The organism is Dyella flava (assembly GCF_016904955.1).
Classification (GTDB): domain Bacteria; phylum Pseudomonadota; class Gammaproteobacteria; order Xanthomonadales; family Rhodanobacteraceae; genus Dyella_B; species Dyella_B flava.
Genome location: NZ_JADIKE010000034.1, coordinates 202511 through 221893 on the forward strand (window position 1 = coordinate 202511; position 19383 = coordinate 221893).

Consider the following 19383-nt stretch of genomic DNA (forward strand, 5'->3'; position numbering starts at 1 on the left):
AACGTGGGGAAACCTCAGGTTCTGACCCCTTTGTTTCCCGCATGGAGTTTTTTGTTTTCAGTGTAGGCGTCATATGACCCTAGGGACGCTCCGATCTACTCCACGCACTCGGCATCGCGTTCATAAGGCCCGCAGAGTGTGTTGCGTGGCGCAGGGCAGGCTGGCTGTTCAAGCTGCGCGGCCTGTGCGCCTTCTGGACATCACCCGTTATTATTTATATTCAGCACGTTGGGGCTGGCTCCGTCCGCCCGCATGCCTTCCTCGCTGCTTAAAGCCGAGTACATCCAAGCACTCTCTCCGCCTGCGGCCTGCGAACGGACAGAGCCGGTGACTCCTACGAAGAATTGATCAGAAGATCACCAGCGATAATCAGCGATGCCTGATAGACACTGCGTGTACTGGCCCGCATCCTTGCCCTATGTGTAACCAATCCCCATGGGAGTCCCGTGCACTCGATCCGTTGCAATAACCCGTCCTGCCCGCAATGCTATTCCCCTCGACAACCCCAAGCCTTGCCCAAGGAAGAAAGCGTACCTTTACGCCCTGTTGAGCGACTGAAATTGGTGGGAGGCAATAACCAGCCGGCTGGCAATCTCCATTACACGGTAGAGTTGAGCCATGGCAACCTTCAAGGACGCACCGATAAAAACGGATTCACCCGCCTCCTCACGACGCAGGGATTTTCCGAGCTGATCCGTTCGATCAGCGTGGACTCCCCGTACGAGGCCCACGATGTCGTGTGTTGTCGCAACTTAGGGAGCGATATTCCCATCATCAACTTGAAAGACAAGCGACTCTGTACTGCCGATGGACGGCAACGTTTCAATTGCGCCGATTCGGCCGTTGCCGTTGTTGAGTTACCCAAAGGAAAAGAAAGGTCGATGACCACCGGTGAAATTGCGATGGCGCGAACCGTCTACGGCGATGCCGTGCATTACAGCAGGGTGAAAATTCATCACGGCGGATGGTGGGCGTTTATGGGGATGCAGCGTTCAAATACCGCTGTTACGCCTAATGGTGAAATGTATTATCCAAGCTCAATTTATCGAAACGATTTTTCAAATTCGGGGGAATTGAGGGATCAGGCGATTTTCATGCATGAAATGGCGCACATATGGCAATACCAAATGGGTTACCCCGTAAAGCGGAAAGGGCTCACCGTCACCATCCACGGACCGTCCGCTTACCGGTACACCTTGATGCCAGATAGCCGCCTGCATGACTTCAATTTTGAGCAGCAGGCCGAGATACTGTCGGATTACTACATGGTCTTTGTCATCAATCAAAAAGATCAAGCTTCCACATACATCTGGAATGCGGATCTGCTCCGCAATGTCGTGGAACCTTTCATCGGTGATCAAGGCAATAAAATTCATCTTCCAAGGTAGCAAGATAGTCCATGTTTAGAGCCTACAATTTGATAGCGGCAAGTATCGCAACCCTGGCATGCGGCACCGCCTTGGCGTTGTCGCGTGGCAGCGTAAGGATTAACACTCGCGAAGTGGCCGGCGTTCTCTACGCCTGCTTACCGGAAGGCACAAAGGATGTGTCGGTATGGAGTGCGGACGTAACAGAATTCGTGAGCGGCGCCACCGCGCCTGTGGCAAAGCCACCTACACCCTTCACTCGTTGGATCATCCGCCTAAAGTCCGGCGCGAAACCGCTTGTACTTAGTCAAGGGCAATGCTTAGCGTTCGGTCAACACATTGACGGTTATGAGCAGGGAGATACCATCTATCCACTGGAGGCTGGGAAAACTTATAACTTTAGCTTGCGCGCCGTAGATCCACCGAATGATTTTCTTGGTGGGCAAGATTATGTCGGCGTGTTTTGCGTACGGCGTAATGACGACCACAGCCTGTCTTATTTGCCCTTTATCTACCAGACAGATGGGTCAGTTACGTATCCCCAATGCAGTAAGGCAAACCGGTAAGGGAGCGCCAGCACCTAGGTTTCTCCGGAAAAACGTTACCAGGTTCTGAGGTATCCCCACGTTTTCATCCTGGGATTCCCATTTGAGCGAGCGTGGCGCCATCGAGTTTTCGCAAGTGCTGTGTGAGTTCGTTGACATTGGGCAGCGGCCATCGTCGTAACCAGGCTTCCTGTCCGATACGGATGATTGAGTAAAGGCGCCGCTTGGTCGTGCGCGGCCACAACCAAGCGCTCATGCCCCTTGCCTCGCAGGCCATGCCGACGATCCGGCACGCAAAAGTAGCCAGAGCATTAAGAAGCAATAGCACCCCTAGTTAATGGATCGTTGGAGCACGTGCACAGCTTCGCGGAATCAATACATAACTCGCTGCGCGCACTAAAACCTGATGGTTTCATCCTTATCGAAGGATGGGCGCCAGCTCAAGCCGAGCTCTGTGGTAGCTTTGGCCACAATCAAAAGCGCTTTCTCGATTCGAATTCCTTGAGATTTCTATTTCGAAAGTTCGGGATAACGCCTGTCTTCATCGAAAAAGAGGACCTTTGCGGCCCATCTCGGCCTGGAGGAACCTACGCTTTTGGCAATCGGAAATTCATCTAAGTATCAAATCAAGTGCTGTCAATGGATATGAATTTGCACGACCTGCTTGGATGGCTGAGTTCCGCGCTCTTTGTTACTACACTTTGGGGCGGACTTCACCAAACAATCTTACTTAAGAGACTCGCATTCAATGGTGGACGTAACAAGTTTTCGCACTTGTCTGTCTCATATTTCGTTGCCTATTTCCTCGGCGTCTTCTTATTCTTTGCATACGGATACCTTCTCCCTAAGTCTGACTATTTTTTAGTCGTCACGCGCGGCACGGCCACGCTTCTTGCGATCTTCATGCTTTTCTTTCTTTGGTTTGGAAAAAAAAGCGCTTTGACCTTTCTTACGTTACTAGTTTCACTCTCGCTGCTTGCAGTCACATTTGGCTTGATGGTCCTAAATAAAGAGTTAACTCCAGCGCAATTCCAGTACCTAAAGCTAAGCATGACATGTGTGACTATCTACGGAATACACGCTTACGTGACCCAGATCAGAGGCATCCTGGCCGACAAATCATCGCAAGGCCTCTCTAAAGTCATGAACTTTACCGTGGCGATGAAGGACTTGAGCGTCATCGCATACGGGTTTACTTACGCTCTGAGCGATTCCTGGCCTCTTATCGCGCAAGCTGTTATGAATGGCTCGTTCCGTCTAACGCTGCTGTATCTTTGTTATCGCTATACCAACACCGCCGAGCCAGTAGCAACTCAATCCGTCTGAGTCATTGAATAATCTTTGAACATATTGCCGCTTTAACAACCCTATCCAAGGAAAGCGGTTGAAGTGGCAAGGGCGGTTTTTGGCATCCGCGAGCGTCAACGATCTATTTGCGCGGTCGTGACAGCCTTCGCCGCACCAGATCGCCCCACCAAAGAAACGGCACACTGTTCCTCACGCAGCGTGCCGGGAAGCGATCCTACGGCACGAGCGTGCTATCCATCCGTCTCCGTTCTAAGCGTGCCGACGTACTGACGCAGGTAGTACAACGCGGCATGCAGCCCACTGGCTTGTGCGGGGGTTAACGGCCAAGGGCTGACGTTGTTGCGCCGGGCTCGGGGAAAAGCACGCTGGTAGGCGTCGCTGTACGCGAGCAGGTCCTGAATCACTTGACCGGCCAGCGCGGTGCCGGCGAGTCGCATGGTGTCGGTCAGCTTTTTTTCCTGCGCAAGGCTCAGGGGATAAAGCTGATAGTCGGCGAAGGGGACGGTTTTGGATTGCGGTTCCGGGGGAACCGATGGGCAAACAGGTGCCGTATGATCTGTGGAGACCATTTCAACTCCCAATTAGTTGGACTGGTTTAGCGGGTCGTGGGAGTGACAGCTCTCACGATCCGCGCCTTCCATACATTGCTGCATGGGTCATCGGCGTTGCCTGGTTAGAGTTCACGCTGATGACGGGTACCAGAATAACGAGTTGACCCACCGGACCATGTAGGCCTTCGATGACTTTTTGTGTACGTTTTGCGCGCTGATTTTTTGGGATGTAAGGGCGCGGCTACTGATGGCATTTCGGAAGTGAAGGATGGGGTCGCGTCAGATTGCACTGACGCCTTTGCTTCGGGTGATGCGTCAAATCTGTGCCGCGAAGCGCGCTCAACGATACGAACGGTTTATCCGCACGGCTTAGGTCAAAAAAAACCTCCCAGCTTGCGCAGGGAGGTTTTTTGTTTTTCAGGCTTGCCTTCGATCAGAACTTGTAGACACCCGAGAGTGCAAACAGGTTGCCGTAATCGCTGGAGGTACCAGTGATCGCATCTTCCGTGGCGCTGACGTCGTTGTCGATCGACGCACGGTTCACGAAGATGTGCGCGTACGACGCGTTGATCGTGAAGTGCTCCGTCGCCTTGTAGCCGACACCGACCGAGGCCAGCTTGCGGGTTTCGTCCGGCACGCGCACTTCGCGGGTGGGTGCGGAGGTCGGGGTGGTGTCGAAGCCGATACCGCCACGCACAGTGAACTTGTTGGTGAGGTAGTACTCGCCGCCGAGCGAGGCGTAATAGGAGTTATGCCAGTTGAATACCTGGGTGCTCTGCGGCTGGGCCGGATTGCCGTAGTTCACGGTGAGGTTCTTGAACACATCCCATTCGGTCCAGGCCACGTCAGCGCCGAAACCGAACTTGTCTTCCTGGTGCCAATAGCTGGTCGTCGCCACGGCGGGCGTGGTGAAGTCGGCGGTGCCGCTGGTGGTCTGGAACGGCAGGTTGGCCGTGTTCAGGCCCAGCACCGGCGCAAGCTGGCCGATCAGCGTCGACACGTTCTGCGGCACGTCGAAATCCGCGGTGCCTTGCAGGCGATGGCTGATCTTGGAGCGATAGTTGAACGCGAGGCGATCCTTCGCATCGATCTTCCACAGGGTGCCCAGCTGCCAACCCCAGGCCCAGCTGCTGCCCTCGATATGGGCCAGGCCGTCGGTGCCCGGCGGAATCAGGCTGTACACCGCGCTCGGCGGCAGGTTGAGTGCGCTGCCGGGGCCGGCCAGTGCGAGGCCGACGCTGGAGAAGTTGATCGCATTGGTCAGCGTGGCGCTGGTGCGCTGCGCGATGGCGCTGCCACCGATGCTGAGGGTGTCGGTCACGTCATAGGAGGCCGAGAGCGTGCCGTCGAGCGATTCGAACTTGGACTCGATGGCGTTGTAGCGGCCGATCCAATCGTTGTTGTATTCGGTCTTGAAGCCGAACGGCACGGAAAAGGCGGCGCCCACGTGCCAGCGGTCGCTCAGCTGGGTCTCGAAGAAGAAGGCCGGCACCGGCATGGTCGTACCGGCGTTGCCGCCGTTATTGCCGCTGATCGGGTTGCCCAGCACGTCATGCGCGCTGCCGCTGAAGGTGGTGCCGAAGTTGATCGCGGTCACGTCGGCTTCGAAATAGGTGCCTTTCAGATCGGTCATCGAGGCCGGACCGTTGGCCACCACCGACACATCACCATCCGCGGTGAGCGAGCCGGCATAGGCCATACCCATGGACTGCGCGCTGTCTTCCTTCAGCTGGAAGGCGCTGGCGTGGGCTTGCTGCGGCGCAGCCAAGGCGCCGGCAATAGCCAGGCCAAGCGCCGCCAAGGCGAACGGGCGGCCACCACGGGCGGTGTTGTGGAAGAACATAGGCATCGCTTGCTTGCTCCTGCTTTTTTCTTGGTGACGATTCCGGCCTCGGGTGGACCGGTATCTGCCAAGGGATCGGTGTCCCTCGGACGGATGACGGATCGGGTCGTAGCGAGGATCGCCGCGGCAGAATTCATACGCGCGTTTGATAGCCCCCCGGGCGCACTCTGCCGACTCGGATCAGGGCATGCAAGTGCGGTTGCAGCATGGCGGCAATGGGAGCGCATCGTGGCCGTCGCCCATCAAGCATGCGCCTGATCCTGCCGATGCAACATGCCGAACACGCGACTCGCGGGGTCGACGTGCTCCCGGTTCCCTGTTACCCGTCTTCAGACTACCCTTCACGATCCTCTTGATGATTTCGCGGGCTTCGCCATGCATTGCTTCGTCTACGCCAGCCAGCGCAAAGCCGATACCTATCTATGGCTGCATCAGAAGGATGGCTTCAAGGTCATTCCCGAATCACTGGCCATGTTGCTCGGCGACCTGCGCTTTGTGCTTGAGGTGGAACTGCATGCCGAACGGCGCTTGCCGCAGGAAGACACCGAAGTGGTGATGGAGCATCTGCGCACGCAGGGCTGGCACTTGCAGCTTCCGCCGCAGGAGTCGCTTACCGCGGCGCCCAGCCCGTCTTTGCAGCAGATCAATCATGAAGACACGTCAGATCCGGATGGAACCGATGCACCCGAGCGCCGACAAGAGTAAGCACTGACCTACAACTGTTAACAAGTGATTACCGTCTGACGCGCTCCTGGTTCCTATACTCCTGACATGCCACCTATCAAATCGCGCCGCCCTTCCTCCGTGCTGACTTCCCTTATCTGGTTCCTGCCAGGCTTTATCGCCGCTGGCATTGCCGCTGCCGTCGGCGCGCATCCGGCCACGCTGATTCTGTTGCTGCTGACCAATACGCTGACCATGGCGGCGGTGTGTCACGCGATCGGCTTCGATCCGGAGCCCGATTTCATGCACACCGTGCTGCGCCGTGGCACAGCGCACATCACCCTGTTCACCTGTTATGTGGCGCTGGTGTTCCTGCTGATCGCGTGGCCGATGCTACGGCTCACGCAGCAGCCGACACTCGGCGCCAGCCTGCTGTTGGCCGCGGCGCTGGTGGTGGCGCTGACCGCGCTGTGGCGCCTTTGGCCGGCGTTTGCCCTGGTGTTCGTCTGGGATGACGCCTATCCCGCGCAGGACAAGCATCATGGCTCGTCACTGTTTACCGCCTCAGCGCGCAGCATCACCTTCGGCCGCCACCTTTCACGCGAAGAACACTTTTTCAGCCATTTCCTGCCCAGCGCGCTGGCGCTGGTGATCCTGTCGTTCGCGGCGATCGCGCTGAGCGGCCTGTACGGCGTGCTGCCGTCGGAAATGCGCACCGCGGCCATCGTGCTGTATGCGGTGGTGATCGTGCCGCTGGGCTGCCTGGTGATTGCCAATCGCACCTTGCGCGTGATGCTGAGCGAAAGCCGCCGGCCGAAGCGCAAGGAAAAAGCGGCGGGCCGCAACGGAAAAACCGAACCGGTGATCAACGCACCCGCTCAGCCACCGCAATTGAGCGAGCAGGAACGTACGCCGGGCACGCCGGAACAGGCGCAAGCGCTGCTGGCGGCCACGCGCAATGGCGACATCGCACGCGCCCTGGCGCTGGTCGAGGCCGGTGCCGATCCGAATACGGCGCCCGCCGCCGCTGATCGCGACCAACGTCCGGTGCTGATGCTGGCCGCCCTGCTGCCCGATCCGCATCTGCTGCGCGCGCTGATTGCCAAAGGCGCTGACGTGAATCGCGCCAGCGGCGGGCTGACGCCGCTGCTCGCCGCAGCACGCGACAGCTGGCACGGCCGCGCCGACGCGGTGATGACCTTGCTGACCAACGGCGCCAGCCCGCTGGCCGTTGATGCCGATGGCAACACGCCGCTGCACGGCGCCGTGCTTAGCGGCGAGCCGACGGTCGCGGCGATGCTGCTGGATGCGGGCGCTGCCATCGACGCGCTCAACCAGGCCGGCGCTAGCCCGCTGTCGATTGCCTGCCGCGCCGCCAACTGGCCGCTGGCGCAATTTCTGTTGGAGCGCGGCGCCAAGGCGTCGCCAGCCAAGGGCGAACCCGCGCTGGTCGCCGCCGCCGGGATCGCCGACGACGACGTCAGTGGCGTGAAGATGCTTCTGAAGCACCGCTCGCCCGCCAACGGTGTCGACGCCAAGCAACGCAGCGCGCTGATGGTCGCAGCGGCCGAAGGACACGAGCAAATCGCCCGCGCGCTGCGCATTGCCGGTGCAGATGTGAATCTGGCTGATCACCACGGCAGCACTGCGCTGATGGAAGCCGCGCGCGCCGGTGCGGTGGGTGTGGTGCAGATGCTGGCCGAGGCCCAGGCGAACGCGCTGGCCCGCGACAAGCACGGCCGCGATGCGCTGACGCTCGCGTGCCAGTCACCGCATGCGCAGGCTGAAACCGTGCGCGCACTGCTCGCGCTTGGCGCGGAACCGAAGACGCCCGGCAGCGACGGCCGCAGCGCACTCGATCATGCCGCCGCCAGCGGACGCTGGGATCTGGTCGCCTTGCTCGATCCGGAAACACCGCTGCCGGCCAGCCTCAATCTCGACGCGATCTCCGATGGTGCCGACACGCCGGCGCATCTGCTCGACGCCTTGCGCTTCGGCCACTGGGCGATCGTCTCCAGCTTCACCGGCCGCGTGCGCGAGTGGTCGCAGGCGCAACTGGCGCAGCTCTATCTGGATCTGACCGAACCCGACCAGCATGCCGCGCGCCGCTGGCTGCTCGATCACGGCCTGCACGCCGAGGCGCGGTTGCAACCGCAGCTGATCGACGAACTCGACAGCGAACATCCCCCCCTCCCACCGCTTGGACGCCGTCTGTTCGACGCACTGCTGCCGCTGTTGCCCGACAGCGCGGAAGCCATCACCGATCTGCTGGATGCCGGCGCCACCCCGGCCGGCACCGGCCTGCTCGCGCAGGCGCTGAATCATCTGCACGGCGCGTCGGCTGATACCGCGCTGCCGTTGAACATGCTGGAGCGCGGCGCCGATCCGTTCTGTCCTGACGAGCGCGAACGCACCCCGCTGTATCTGGCTGCGGTGAACGGTCAGCTCGGCTTGCTGCAAACCTTGCTCAGCCGCGGCTGCAATCCGAATGTGCGCGACAGCAGCGGACGCACTCCGCTGTTCGCCGCACTTGAGCACGGAGCCGCTGCGTTGCCGATGGTGCGCGCACTGGTCGCGCATGGCGCTGATGCCGAAACCATGGACGCCAATGGCGAAACGGCGCTCGGACTCGCGCTTGAGCATCCGGAGCTGGAACGCTGGCTGGACTGGAATGGCTGGCAACGCCCGCGCCGGCCACTGCGCGCCGACGATCTGATCGATGCCGCCAAGCAAGGTGCCGACGTCGCCATGCGGCGCTTGCTGGACCTGGGTTTTCCGGCCGATGCACGCGATGCGCAAGGCGCGACCGCGTTGCTGCATGCCTGCGGGGCCGGTCATCGTGAGGTCGCCATCACCTTGCTGGACGCCGGGGCCGACGTGGCCGCCAGCGCGAATAACGGCATGACGCCGCTCGCCGCCGCCGTTGCCGCACGCCGCGAAACTCTGGTGGCCTTGCTGCTTGAACGCGGCGCCACGGTCGACCAGCGGCTGCCCGGTGATGCCACGGCGTTGATGATTGCGGCCGTGCAGGGTTATCCCGAGATTGCCGAACAATTACTGGAGGCCGGCGCCGATCCGAATGCCGTCGATGCACGCGGGCATAGCGCGCTGCATGCAGCATCGCAATTCGGTTTCGAGCAGAACGACAGCCTGCGTGCGCGCCGTCTGTTCGATGCCCTGCTCAAGCGCAAAGCCGACCCGAATCTGGCCGATGGCGAAGGCGAAACCTCCTTGCTGCTGTTGCTCGGTGCGCATATGCGTCCTGGCAGCCCGTGCGATCCCACGCATATCGGGGCGTTGCTGCCGGTGCTGCTTGATGCCGGAGCACGCATTGAACACGCCGATCAACGCGGCGTGACCGCGCTGCACGCGTGTGCGATGCATGCGCTGCTGCCTCCGGCCCGTGTGCTGTTGACGCGCGGCGCGGATCGCAACGCGGCCGACAACTTCGGACGCACTGCTGCGGATGTTGCGCGGCATCTGGGCTTTATCGACATCGCACACGAACTGACTGCGCGCGGCAGCGCCATTCCCAGCGTGCGGCAAACGCTGCGCCAGCCGGCGCAGCCGTCGGATTCTTGATACGCGCACGACAGGGCTGGGACTTTTGCTCGTCGTCCCGGCGAAGGCTCGCTTTTCAGCCCCCTCTCCCCGGAGGGGAGAGGGAGAAAAGCGGTTTACGGGTATGTATCGTGCTCGCGCAGCCTTGCGCCCTCTCCCCTCCGGGGAGAGGGGTGGGGTGAGGGGCCAACCTCGCGACGACGTTGATACGCAGCGTGAGTGCTGTGGAAAAACATCTCGCTGTTAGCCATGACGTTTGAGGCAAGCTCAGCCCCTCACCCCGACCCTCTCCCCGGAGGGGAGAGGGAGTGATCGCGCGACGACGTTGATGCGCAGCGTGAGTGCCATGGAAAAACATCTCGCTGTTAGCCATGACGTTTGAGGCAAGCGCAACCCCTCACCCCGACCCTCTCCCCGGAGGGGAGAGGGAGTGATCGCGCGACGAAATTTGCCAGGAAACCAGTTAGCGAAAGCTCAACGTTCGTTGATCAAGGGCGTGTCGGCATCGGGCCCTTTTTCGGACGGTGTTGTGATTTCTTCCGCGTCGGCTTCAAACAACCTGCTCAGATCCGCGACCGCCTCGCGGGTGGTTTGCACCAGTTTGGCCTCGTCGTCGTAAACCAGATACTGGATCTTGATCAACTCCGAGTCCTTGCGGCGGAAACGCTCGACTTCCGTCACCGCCTTTTCGGCCGGCACCCCTAGTGCTTCCAGCGCTTTGCGGCTCATCTTGAGACTGGAATAAAGCGTTTCGCGCACCGGATCATCGATGCCCAGATCCATCAAGCGCCAGACGTGCTGGCGATTGCGCGCACGCGCGATGATTTTCAGATGCGGATACATGCGTCGCACGACCCGCGCCACGCGCAGGCTCGATTCGGGATCATCGGTCGCCAGAATGAAGACTTCCGCCTTCTCCGCCTGTGCGGCACGCAATAGCTCCGGGCGTGCCGGGTCGCCGTAGAAGATGCCGTCGAGCTTGCCGAAGCGCTGCACCAGATCGAGTTGCTCGATGGAGTGATCCAGGGCCACGAACGGGATCTTCTGCGTGCGCAGCAAGCGCGCCACGACCTGGCCCATGCGGCCATAGCCGGCGATGATCACGCGCGGATGATCGGCATAGATGGTATCGAAGGGACGCACCGGCGCTTCCTTCTCCTTCGCGCCGAGCAACTTGCCGATGCCAGCCACCATCAAGGGCGTCAGGGCCATCGACAAGGTGATGGCCAGCACCAGCAAGCCTCCTTGCTGCTGCGCAATCAGGCCTTTGTCGGTCGCCTGGCGAAGCACCACGAAAGCAAATTCACCGCCGCTGGCCAGCAGTACCGCCAGGCGCAATGCATCCTTGCGATTCAAGCCACCCGCCGTAAGACCCAGCGGCCACAGCAGCATGCCCTTCACCAGCAACAGTGCCACGGTGAGCCCGATCACCAGCAGCGGCGATTGCAGCAACAGATGCACTTGCATCGACATGCCTACGCTGATGAAGAACAGGCCAAGCAGCAATCCCTTGAACGGTTCGAGATTTGATTCCAGCTCGTGCCGGTATTCGGAGTCGGCCAACAGCACACCGGCGAGAAAAGCGCCCAAGGTGACCGACACACCGGCCAGCTCCATCAACAGCGCGGTACCCATGACCACCAGCAAGGCGGTCGCTGTCGACACTTCCACCAATGCGGTACGTGCGACGAAGCGGAAGATCGGGCGCAGCAAGTAACGGCCGCCGACCACCACGGCCACAATCACGACGATCGTGCGCAGCAAGGCGTAGGGGTCGATGCCGTGGCGGCCGGGCAAGGCCAGCAGCGGCACGGCGGCGATCAAGGGAATCGCGGCGAGGTCCTGAAACAGCAGGATCGCGAACGACTGGCGTCCATAAGCGGTGCTGACTTCCTTGCGTTCGCTCAGTATCTGCAAGCCGAATGCCGTCGATGACAAGGCCAGGCTGCCGCCAACGATGGCGGCTGCGCGAGACATATAGCCAAACCAGGCGAAGGCGATGACGCCGAACACGGCGCTGGTGGCGAGCACCTGCAACAGCCCGGCGGCGAACACCGCGCGCCGCATCACCCACAGGCGTTGCGGCGACAACTCCAGGCCGATCACAAACAGCATCAGCACGATGCCGAATTCGGAAATGGCTGCCACCCCGTTGTAGTCACCGATCAGGCGCAGCGCTTCCGGCCCGATGATGATGCCTGCCAGCAGATAGCCAAGCACCGCGCCCAGGCGAAAACGCTTGGTGAGCGGCACGACAATCACGGTCGCCAGCAGAAAGACGACGGCTGCTCGCAGGTATTGATGGCTATCCACGCTTGTTCCCCGACTTGGTGCCTGGGCAGGTCCTTTGGGGTCGATTATTCCACGTGAGCGCCATCAGAAACGTAATAGCTTGCTGCTGACGTGCCACCCTTGGGCATGGGATGATCCGGCCCCATGAAATCCATCACCGCGCTTCTCATACTGCTCCTGGCTTGTGGCGTGAATGCAGCCACGGCGCAAGACAATATTCCGGTCTACGGCTATCAGGTGGTGCGCACCTATCCGCACGATACCGGTGCGTATACCGAAGGCTTTTTCTATCTGGACGGCTACTTTTACGAAGCCACCGGCCAGGTCGGCGAGTCGTCGGTGCGCAAGGTCGACATGAACACCGGCAAGGTGCTGCAGCAGGTGGATCTGCCGGCGCCCGACTACGGTGAGGGCATCGTGGCGTGGAAGAACCGGTTGATGGAGCTGACCTGGCAATCGCATCACGGCTTCATCTATGACTTGAAGAGCTTCAAGAAACTCGGCCAGTTTGATTATCCCGGCGAAGGCTGGGCGCTTACCGCGGATAACCGGCACATCTACATGAGCGACGGCACGCCGACGCTTCGCGTGCTCGATCCAGCCACGCTCAAGCAGGTCGGCAAGATCGATGTCACCGCCGAAGGCAGACCGGTCGCCAATCTCAACGAAGTGGAATGGGTGAAGGGTCAGATCTACGCCAATGTCTGGCTGACGCACGCCATCGTGCGGATCGATCCGGCGAGCGGCAAAGTCGTCGGTGTGATCAACCTGACCGGCCTCGGGCCCAAGCCTGAAGATACCCCCGATCCCAACAACGATGTGCTCAACGGCATTGCCTACGATGCAGCGCATGATCGTCTGTTCGTCACCGGCAAGCGTTGGCCGTTGATCTATGAGATCAAGCTGACACCGCCGCAAGCCAATACGCCGTCCGCTGCGCAAGCAGGCAAACCCTGAGGCGGTCGCGCCTCAGGCTAGTGTTGATTCGCGCAATCGCTGCAAGATCAGTTCGGCGAGCCGGGTCACTGCCGGTTCCGGCTCGGCTTCCGCGCGATAGAGCGCAAGTCCCAACAACGGCAAGGGCGGCAGGTGCGCATCCTGTGCGTCCAGCATACGCACATCCGCCGGCAACCCGAGCGGTGTGCGCACACTGACACCCAGCCCGGCTTTCACCGCCGCCCAGGTTCCCGCCAGGCTCGGGCTGGTAAAGGCGATACGCCACGCAACACCGGCATGATCCAATGCCTGGGTCGCCGCCGTGCGCATGATGCAGGGCGCATCCAGTACCACCAGCGGCACCGGCTCGCCCGCTTCATGGATCACGCTGGCCGGTTGGCCATCGGCAACAATCCAGCGCATCGGCAAGGTGTGCACATGCTCGGCGTACGGAGTAGTCAGGCCCATCTCCCACGCCAGCGCCAGATCCAGCCGGCCGGCCTGCAATGACTGCAGCAGGGTCGCACTGCGCGCCAGCTGTACCTCCACGCGCAGCCTGGGATGGGCGCGCTTGAACCGCCCCAGCACTTCGGGCAGCAGATTTTCGCCAAAGTCCTCTTGCAGCCCGAGGCGCACGCGCCCCTGCAATTCAACACCGCGCACGGCACTGACCGCCTCATCGTTGAGTTCCAGCAGACGCCGTGCGTAGCCGAGCATCACCTCGCCCGCTTCGGTCAGCACCATGCCGCGCCCGGATTTGCGCAGCAGCGGCGTACCGGCCTGGTCCTCCAGCTTTTTCAATTGCGCGCTGACGGCTGAGGTCGAGCGGCCCAGGCGGTCGGCAGCCTTGGCGAAACTGCCCAGTTCGATGCCTGTCGCGAAGCTGCGCATGACATCCAGATCGAGATTGGTCTTGCTCATGGAATAGTCCCGTTTTTCGGGATCATCAATACTGAATTTCCCGATTTTCAATACTATGCTGGGCCGCTAGGCTAGCTCCGTCAAGCCCTCCACCGACGGAGCTTCGCCATGTCTCACGATCAGCCCGATGCTCAGCACAGCCCGGAGCCAGGGCACACCATGATCACCATGCAATACCGCATCGGCCTGCCCGCCGATTACGACATGGACATCATTCGCCGCCGCATCGCCGAACGCGGGCACCTGACCGACGACTTCCCGCATCTGGCGTTCAAGGCCTATCTCTATGCCCATCGCGAGGCGGCTTATGCCAGCGGGCGCGAAAACCTCTATGCACCGTTCTACCTCTGGCACAACCACGAAGGCATGAAAGCGTTTCTCGACGGCGCGATCTTTGCGGGTGTGGTGGCGTCGTTTGGACGGCCGATCGTGCGTACGTGGTCGGTATGGCGCGCGGAGACGGCACCCGATCTTTCCATCGCACGCTACGCCACACGCGAGATCGTGCCCATCCCGACGGACACGGCATGGCGTGCCGTGCGCGAACGGGAAAACGCGATGCTGCAGGCGGATCTGGATCGTGGCGCACTGGCCGCGATCAGCGCATTCGATCCGTGGACATTGATGCGCGTGCGCCTTTGGCGCGATACCGTGGTCCGACCTGCGAGCGATGACGTCGATGTCTACGAGATCGGCCATGTCTCGCAACCCGCGCTGACAGCAGCATGATCGAAACATGCCCTGCGCCAGGATGACGCCAGGCACCCCCCAGCACGACTCAGGAGCCAACCATGCCTATCGTCCGTATCGATGTACGCCGCGGCAAATCCCCGGCCTATATCGCCGCTTTGCGCAACGGTATCTATACCGCCATGATCGAGAGTTTCAGCGTGCCCAAGAATGATCGCTTCATTCTGGTGCATCAGCATGACGCGGAAGAATTCGACTATCACCCCAACTATCTGGACATCGCACGCAGCGATGATCTGGTAATCATCCAGATTGCCTGCAACAACACCCGCACGGTGCCGCAGAAGCAGGCGTTCTATAAGGCGGTGGTGGACAAGCTGGCGGCTGATCCCGGGGTGCGACCGGAAGATGTGTTGATCAATTTGCTGGAGACGGCCAAGGAGAATTGGTCGTTCGGCAATGGTATTGCGCAGTATGTGTGAGGGCTGTCGGCAAGTTAGCTGCGTTTCTTCGCAAATCGCTCTCTCCCTCTCCCCTTCGGGGAGAGGGTTGGGGTGAGGGGCCGGGCTTGCCGAAAATGCCGTCGCTACGATCAATCTTCGCTTCGATGTGTCGAAGCTAAAAGAGCAACTTCATCGCAAGATTGCCCCCTCACCCCAGCCCTCTCCCCGCAGGGGACAGGGAGCAGCTAGTCGCGAGGTTGTTATTCGCCGCGCAGCCAGCGCGCAGCGTCGATCGCGAAATAAGTGAGGATGGCATCCGCACCGGCGCGCTTGAACGCGGTGAGTGCTTCGAGCACCACCGCCTTCTCATCCAGCCAACCGTTCTGCGCGGCGGCTTTCAACATCGCGTATTCGCCGCTCACCTGGTACACGAAGGTCGGCATGCCGAAGGCATCTTTCACGCGACGCAGCACATCCAGATACGGCAGGCCCGGCTTCACCATCACCACATCGGCACCTTCGGCGATGTCCAGCTCCACTTCACGCAAGGCTTCATCGCTGTTGCCAACATCCATCTGGTAGGTGTGCTTGCTGCCCTTGCCGAGATTGGCTGCCGAGCCGACCGCATCGCGGAACGGGCCGTAGAAGGCCGAGGCATATTTGGCCGAATAGGCAAGAATGCGCGTGTGGATATGGCCGGCCTGTTCCAGCGCGTCGCGAATCGCGCCGATGCGACCATCCATCATGTCCGACGGCGCGACGAAATCCATGCCGGCCTCGGCCTGTGCGAGCGACATCTTGATCAAGGCTTCCACGGTGGGCTCGTTCATCACGTAGCCGTGTTCATCGATCAAGCCATCCTGACCGTGCGTGGTGTAAGGATCCAACGCAACATCACCGATCAAGCCCAGCTCGGGATACCTCGCTTTCACAGCACGCGTGGCGCGCTGCATGAGACCTTGCGGATTCCAGGCTTCAGCGGCGTCTTCACTTTTCACCGACTCGCCGGGCGAAGGGAACAACGCCAACGCGGGTATGCCCAGGCGCACACATTCACCCGCCAGTTCCAGCAAGCCATCGATGGAAACGCGATCCACGCCAGGCATCGACGGAACCGCTTCGCGCTGACCTTGGCCTTCGATCACGAAGGCCACCATGATCAGGTCACTCGGCAACAACGTGTGTTCGCGCATCAACGCGCGTGAGAAAGCGTCGCGGCGCATGCGGCGCATGCGGATGGCAGGGAAGTTCATCGGAAAATCTCTTGCGATCAGTCCGCGTAGTTTAACTCCATGCTGGTTTTGTGCGTTCGGACACATCGCCGCGCCGCGACGGCTCAGATCGTGAGATGCCGGTTTTCAACAATTGTGACGAGAGCTAAACGTCCGTCTGCGCATTAGCGAGATGAACACATTGCGTGTGGCATCTTCGCCCGATGCATGTCCCCCCCAGGAGTCGCGTCATGAGCCACCCCACCAAGCGTTCGTCGCACTGGACCTCGCCCGAAGGCATGAAATACCTCGGGCCGCACGAGGGCACCGACCCCATCGATGTCACACTGGTACTGCGACGGCGCTCGGAAACGGGGCCAGAACCGGCATCATGGCCACATCCGCCGCGCTGGCAGCGTGGTGAGTTTGGCCAGCACTACGGTGCCGATCCGGCCGACCTGGACAGCGTTCGCCGCTTTGCGCAGCAATATGGACTGAGCGAGACCGGCTCCGATACGCATCGTCGCGTACTGCATCTGCGCGGAACACCGGCGGCGCTGGAAAAAGCATTCGGCGTCACGCTGGGCACGTATCAGTTCGAAGGTCGTCCGCCGTTTGTCGGCTGCGGACATGCGCCGACGCTTCCGGCTGAAGTCATTGCTGTACTCGGCCTGGATCGCCGCCCGGTGGCGCAACCGCGTTCGCGCCGGCCAAGCGCCACGCCGAACACCAGTTACACGCCGTTGCAGATCGGACAGCTTTACAACTTCCCCAGCGGCGTCAACGGCGCGGGAGAAACCATCGGCATCATCGAGCTTGGCGGCGGTTACACCACCAGCGATCTCAGCCAGTACTTTTCGGGCCTAGGCATCAGCCCGCAGCCGACGGTGATCGCCGTATCCGTGGCGGGTGGCCAGAACCAGCCCGGCAGCGGCGATGCCGATGATGAAGTGATGCTGGATATCGAAGTGGCCGGCGCCCTGGCGCCGGGCGCGACCATTGCGGTGTATTTCACCACCAATACCGATCAGGGCTTCTACGAGGCGATCTCACAAGCGGCCCACGACACCACCAACAAGCCGTCGGTGATTTCGATCAGCTGGGGCGGCCCCGAATCGAGTTGGAGCAGCTCGTCGTTGAGCGCGATGGAAACGGCACTGGAAGACGCGGTGGCGCTCGGTGTCACCGTGACGGTGGCCGCCGGCGACGATGGCTCCAGCGACGGTGAGAGCGATGGCCAGCCGCACGTCGACTTCCCTGCCTCCAGCCCCTATTCGCTCGGCTGCGGCGGCACCACCCTGGTTGCCAGCGGCAGCACCATCCAGAGCGAAGTGGTCTGGAACGAGACCGCCAGCAACGAAGGCGCCACCGGTGGCGGGGTCAGTGTCGACTACCCCTTGCCCACCTGGCAGCAGAACGCCAATGTCCCCGCATCGCCCAGCGGCGGCACTGGCCGCGGCGTGCCGGACGTCTCCGGCAATGCCGACCCGATGACGGGTTATCAGGTGCTGGTCGACGGGCAGTCGCAGGTGATCGGCGGCACCAGCGCGGTGGCGCCGCTGTGGGCGGCGCTGATCGCCCTGTTCAACCAGAGTCTCGGCACGCCCGTGGGTGATGTGCATGCCGCGATGTATCAGATCGGCGAATCGGCGTTTCGGGATATCACGCAGGGGAACAATGGGGCTTATCAGGCGGGGCCTGGCTGGGATGCCTGTACGGGCTTGGGTAGCCCGAATGGACAGGCGTTGTTGTCGGCGTTGTCGGCGCTGAAGAGCTAACCGCGTTGCTCCCTCTCCCCTTCGGGGAGAGGGCTGGGGTGAGGGGCCAAGGCTTGCCACAAGCCTCATAAAAGCGCCGCTCTGATTGACACACCATGCAAGGGGGCCCCCTCACCCCAACCCTCTCCCCGAAGGGGGAGGGAGAAAGACGCGTGGGCTGTGCTGGACGAACGGAGCGACAACGGGCAGTCTTGTAGGGCTAGCTGTCTGGAATCCCCATGGATCGCTCCATCAACACCCCTACCCTGCTTGCTGATCTGGGCGGCACCAATGTCCGCTTCGCGCTCGCCGATACCACGTCGGTCTCACCCCTGATGATGGATAGTGTCCGGCGCTATCGCGTGAAGGATTTCGACACGCTGGCCGACACCATCCACCAATATTTCGCCGACACCGGCCATACCGCCTCGCACGCGATCATCGCCGCGGCGGGCCGCATTGCGAATGGCGAAACGGTGCAGATCACCAACAATCCCTGGGCGGTTTCCGCGCATGGATTGCAACAAGAGCTGCGTTTCGATGGCGTACGCCTGGTGAACGATTTCGCCGCGCAGGGCATGTCGATTCCGTTGCTGCTGAACGATCAGCTCAAGCCCGTCGGGCCGAACCTGCTGCCCGAGCACGATCACAAATCGTCGCAGACCTTTGTGGTGATGGGCCCCGGCACCGGTCTTGGCGTCGCAGGTCTGCTGTTGCGCTACGGTCGCTGGATCGTGCTGGAAACCGAAGGCGGTCACGCCGGTTTTGCCGCGCACACGGCGGAAGACGTGGAAATCCTGCATCGGCTCAACGCGCGTTTCGGGCGCGTGTCGAACGAGCGCATGATTTGTGGCAACGGCCTGGTGAATCTCTATCTCGCCCTGGCCGACATCGCCGGTCAGCGTGCCGAGGAATACACCCCCGAAGACATCACCGCGCGCGCCACCGATAACAGCGATCCGCTATGCGTGCGCACGGTGGAAACGCTGGCCGGCATTTTCGGCAGCGTGGCCGGGGACCTGGTGCTGAGCCTGGGCGGCTGGGACGGCGTCTATCTCACCGGTGGCGTGCTGAAGATCCTGATGCCGTGGCTGCAAAGCGGCGGCTTCCGCGAGCGCTTTGAAGCCAAGGGCCGCTTCCGCGATACGATGGAACACGTGCCGACGATTGCCATTACGCACCCGGAGCCCGGTTTGCTCGGCGCGGCCGCGCTGGCCGTGCTCGAATCCGGCGGAACGCTGCCACATTGACGCGAGAGTAGGTTGGGTTAGCGCACCCAACCTACCGTCTTCGCC

General features: G+C 61.2%; 15 protein-coding genes. 10 read left to right on the top strand and 5 right to left on the bottom strand.

All coding sequences use genetic code 11. From position 1 onward, the window contains the following. The first annotated feature begins 512 nt into the window (after positions 1 to 512). The 3 genes from ISP19_RS09095 to ISP19_RS09105 all read left to right on the top strand — a co-directional run bounded on the left by ISP19_RS09095 (position 513) and on the right by ISP19_RS09105 (position 3238). Entirely contained in the window at positions 513 to 1388 is an 876-nt protein-coding gene (locus ISP19_RS09095) for a hypothetical protein (RefSeq protein ID WP_204681046.1), read from the top strand. Between the two features lie 11 nt (positions 1389 to 1399). Continuing rightward, on the top strand, positions 1400 to 1933 hold the full coding sequence (locus tag ISP19_RS09100) for a hypothetical protein (protein ID WP_204681047.1): 534 nt from the start codon (positions 1400 to 1402) through the stop codon (positions 1931 to 1933). Positions 1934 to 2551: 618 nt separating this feature from the next. Continuing rightward, positions 2552 to 3238, top strand: coding sequence for a hypothetical protein (locus tag ISP19_RS09105; protein WP_204681048.1), 687 nt, complete (start codon positions 2552 to 2554; stop codon positions 3236 to 3238). 212 nt (positions 3239 to 3450) lie between these two features. Here the strand turns inward: ISP19_RS09105 and ISP19_RS09110 are convergent, their stop codons facing one another. Both ISP19_RS09110 and ISP19_RS09115 read right to left on the bottom strand, forming a co-directional pair. After that, positions 3451 to 3789 carry a hypothetical protein gene (locus tag ISP19_RS09110; RefSeq protein WP_204681049.1) on the bottom strand — a complete coding sequence of 113 codons (339 nt, stop codon included), beginning with the start codon at positions 3787 to 3789 and terminating at the stop codon, positions 3451 to 3453. A gap of 415 nt (positions 3790 to 4204) precedes the next feature. Beyond that, positions 4205 to 5620 carry an OmpP1/FadL family transporter gene (locus ISP19_RS09115; protein WP_204681050.1) on the bottom strand — a complete coding sequence of 472 codons (1416 nt, stop codon included), beginning with the start codon at positions 5618 to 5620 and terminating at the stop codon, positions 4205 to 4207. A gap of 369 nt (positions 5621 to 5989) precedes the next feature. Here ISP19_RS09115 and ISP19_RS09120 point away from each other — a divergent pair, with 369 nt between their 5' ends. Continuing rightward, positions 5990 to 6319, top strand: a complete 330-nt coding sequence (locus ISP19_RS09120; RefSeq protein WP_204681051.1) for a YcgL domain-containing protein — start codon at positions 5990 to 5992, stop codon at positions 6317 to 6319. Between the two features lie 66 nt (positions 6320 to 6385). Then, on the top strand, positions 6386 to 9859 hold the full coding sequence (locus ISP19_RS09125; protein ID WP_204681052.1) for an ankyrin repeat domain-containing protein: 3474 nt from the start codon (positions 6386 to 6388) through the stop codon (positions 9857 to 9859). A 453-nt stretch (positions 9860 to 10312) separates the two neighbouring features. On the opposite strand, the gene ISP19_RS09130 is transcribed toward ISP19_RS09125, so the two are convergent. Beyond that, positions 10313 to 12151 (bottom strand): monovalent cation:proton antiporter-2 (CPA2) family protein, encoded by a 1839-nt coding sequence (locus tag ISP19_RS09130; protein ID WP_204681053.1) that lies wholly within the window; start codon positions 12149 to 12151, stop codon positions 10313 to 10315. A gap of 123 nt (positions 12152 to 12274) precedes the next feature. Here ISP19_RS09130 and ISP19_RS09135 point away from each other — a divergent pair, with 123 nt between their 5' ends. Then, the gene (locus ISP19_RS09135) at positions 12275 to 13087 is read left to right on the top strand and encodes a glutaminyl-peptide cyclotransferase (RefSeq protein ID WP_204681054.1); all 813 of its coding nucleotides are present in this window, start codon (positions 12275 to 12277) and stop codon (positions 13085 to 13087) included. A gap of 12 nt (positions 13088 to 13099) precedes the next feature. Here ISP19_RS09135 and ISP19_RS09140 read toward each other — a convergent pair whose 3' ends face one another. Next, a complete protein-coding gene (locus ISP19_RS09140; RefSeq protein ID WP_204681055.1) occupies positions 13100 to 13987 on the bottom strand; it encodes a LysR substrate-binding domain-containing protein in 888 nt (295 codons plus the stop codon). A 108-nt stretch (positions 13988 to 14095) separates the two neighbouring features. Between ISP19_RS09140 and ISP19_RS09145 the strand changes: the two genes are divergently transcribed. After that, complete coding sequence (locus tag ISP19_RS09145) at positions 14096 to 14716, top strand: DUF4865 family protein (RefSeq protein ID WP_239556693.1); 621 nt, start codon at positions 14096 to 14098, stop codon at positions 14714 to 14716. 62 nt (positions 14717 to 14778) lie between these two features. Next, positions 14779 to 15159 (top strand): tautomerase family protein, encoded by a 381-nt coding sequence (locus ISP19_RS09150; RefSeq protein ID WP_204681056.1) that lies wholly within the window; start codon positions 14779 to 14781, stop codon positions 15157 to 15159. Between the two features lie 221 nt (positions 15160 to 15380). Here ISP19_RS09150 and hemB read toward each other — a convergent pair whose 3' ends face one another. Further along, entirely contained in the window at positions 15381 to 16373 is a 993-nt protein-coding gene (gene hemB, locus ISP19_RS09155; RefSeq protein WP_204681057.1) for a porphobilinogen synthase, read from the bottom strand. A gap of 209 nt (positions 16374 to 16582) precedes the next feature. Between hemB and ISP19_RS09160 the strand changes: the two genes are divergently transcribed. Continuing rightward, the gene (locus ISP19_RS09160; RefSeq protein ID WP_204681058.1) at positions 16583 to 18109 is read left to right on the top strand and encodes a S53 family peptidase; all 1527 of its coding nucleotides are present in this window, start codon (positions 16583 to 16585) and stop codon (positions 18107 to 18109) included. A gap of 218 nt (positions 18110 to 18327) precedes the next feature. Continuing rightward, positions 18328 to 19338: a glucokinase gene (glk, locus tag ISP19_RS09165; protein ID WP_204681059.1), complete on the top strand. Its 1011-nt coding sequence runs from the start codon at positions 18328 to 18330 to the stop codon at positions 19336 to 19338. Positions 19339 to 19383 lie beyond the last annotated feature (45 nt).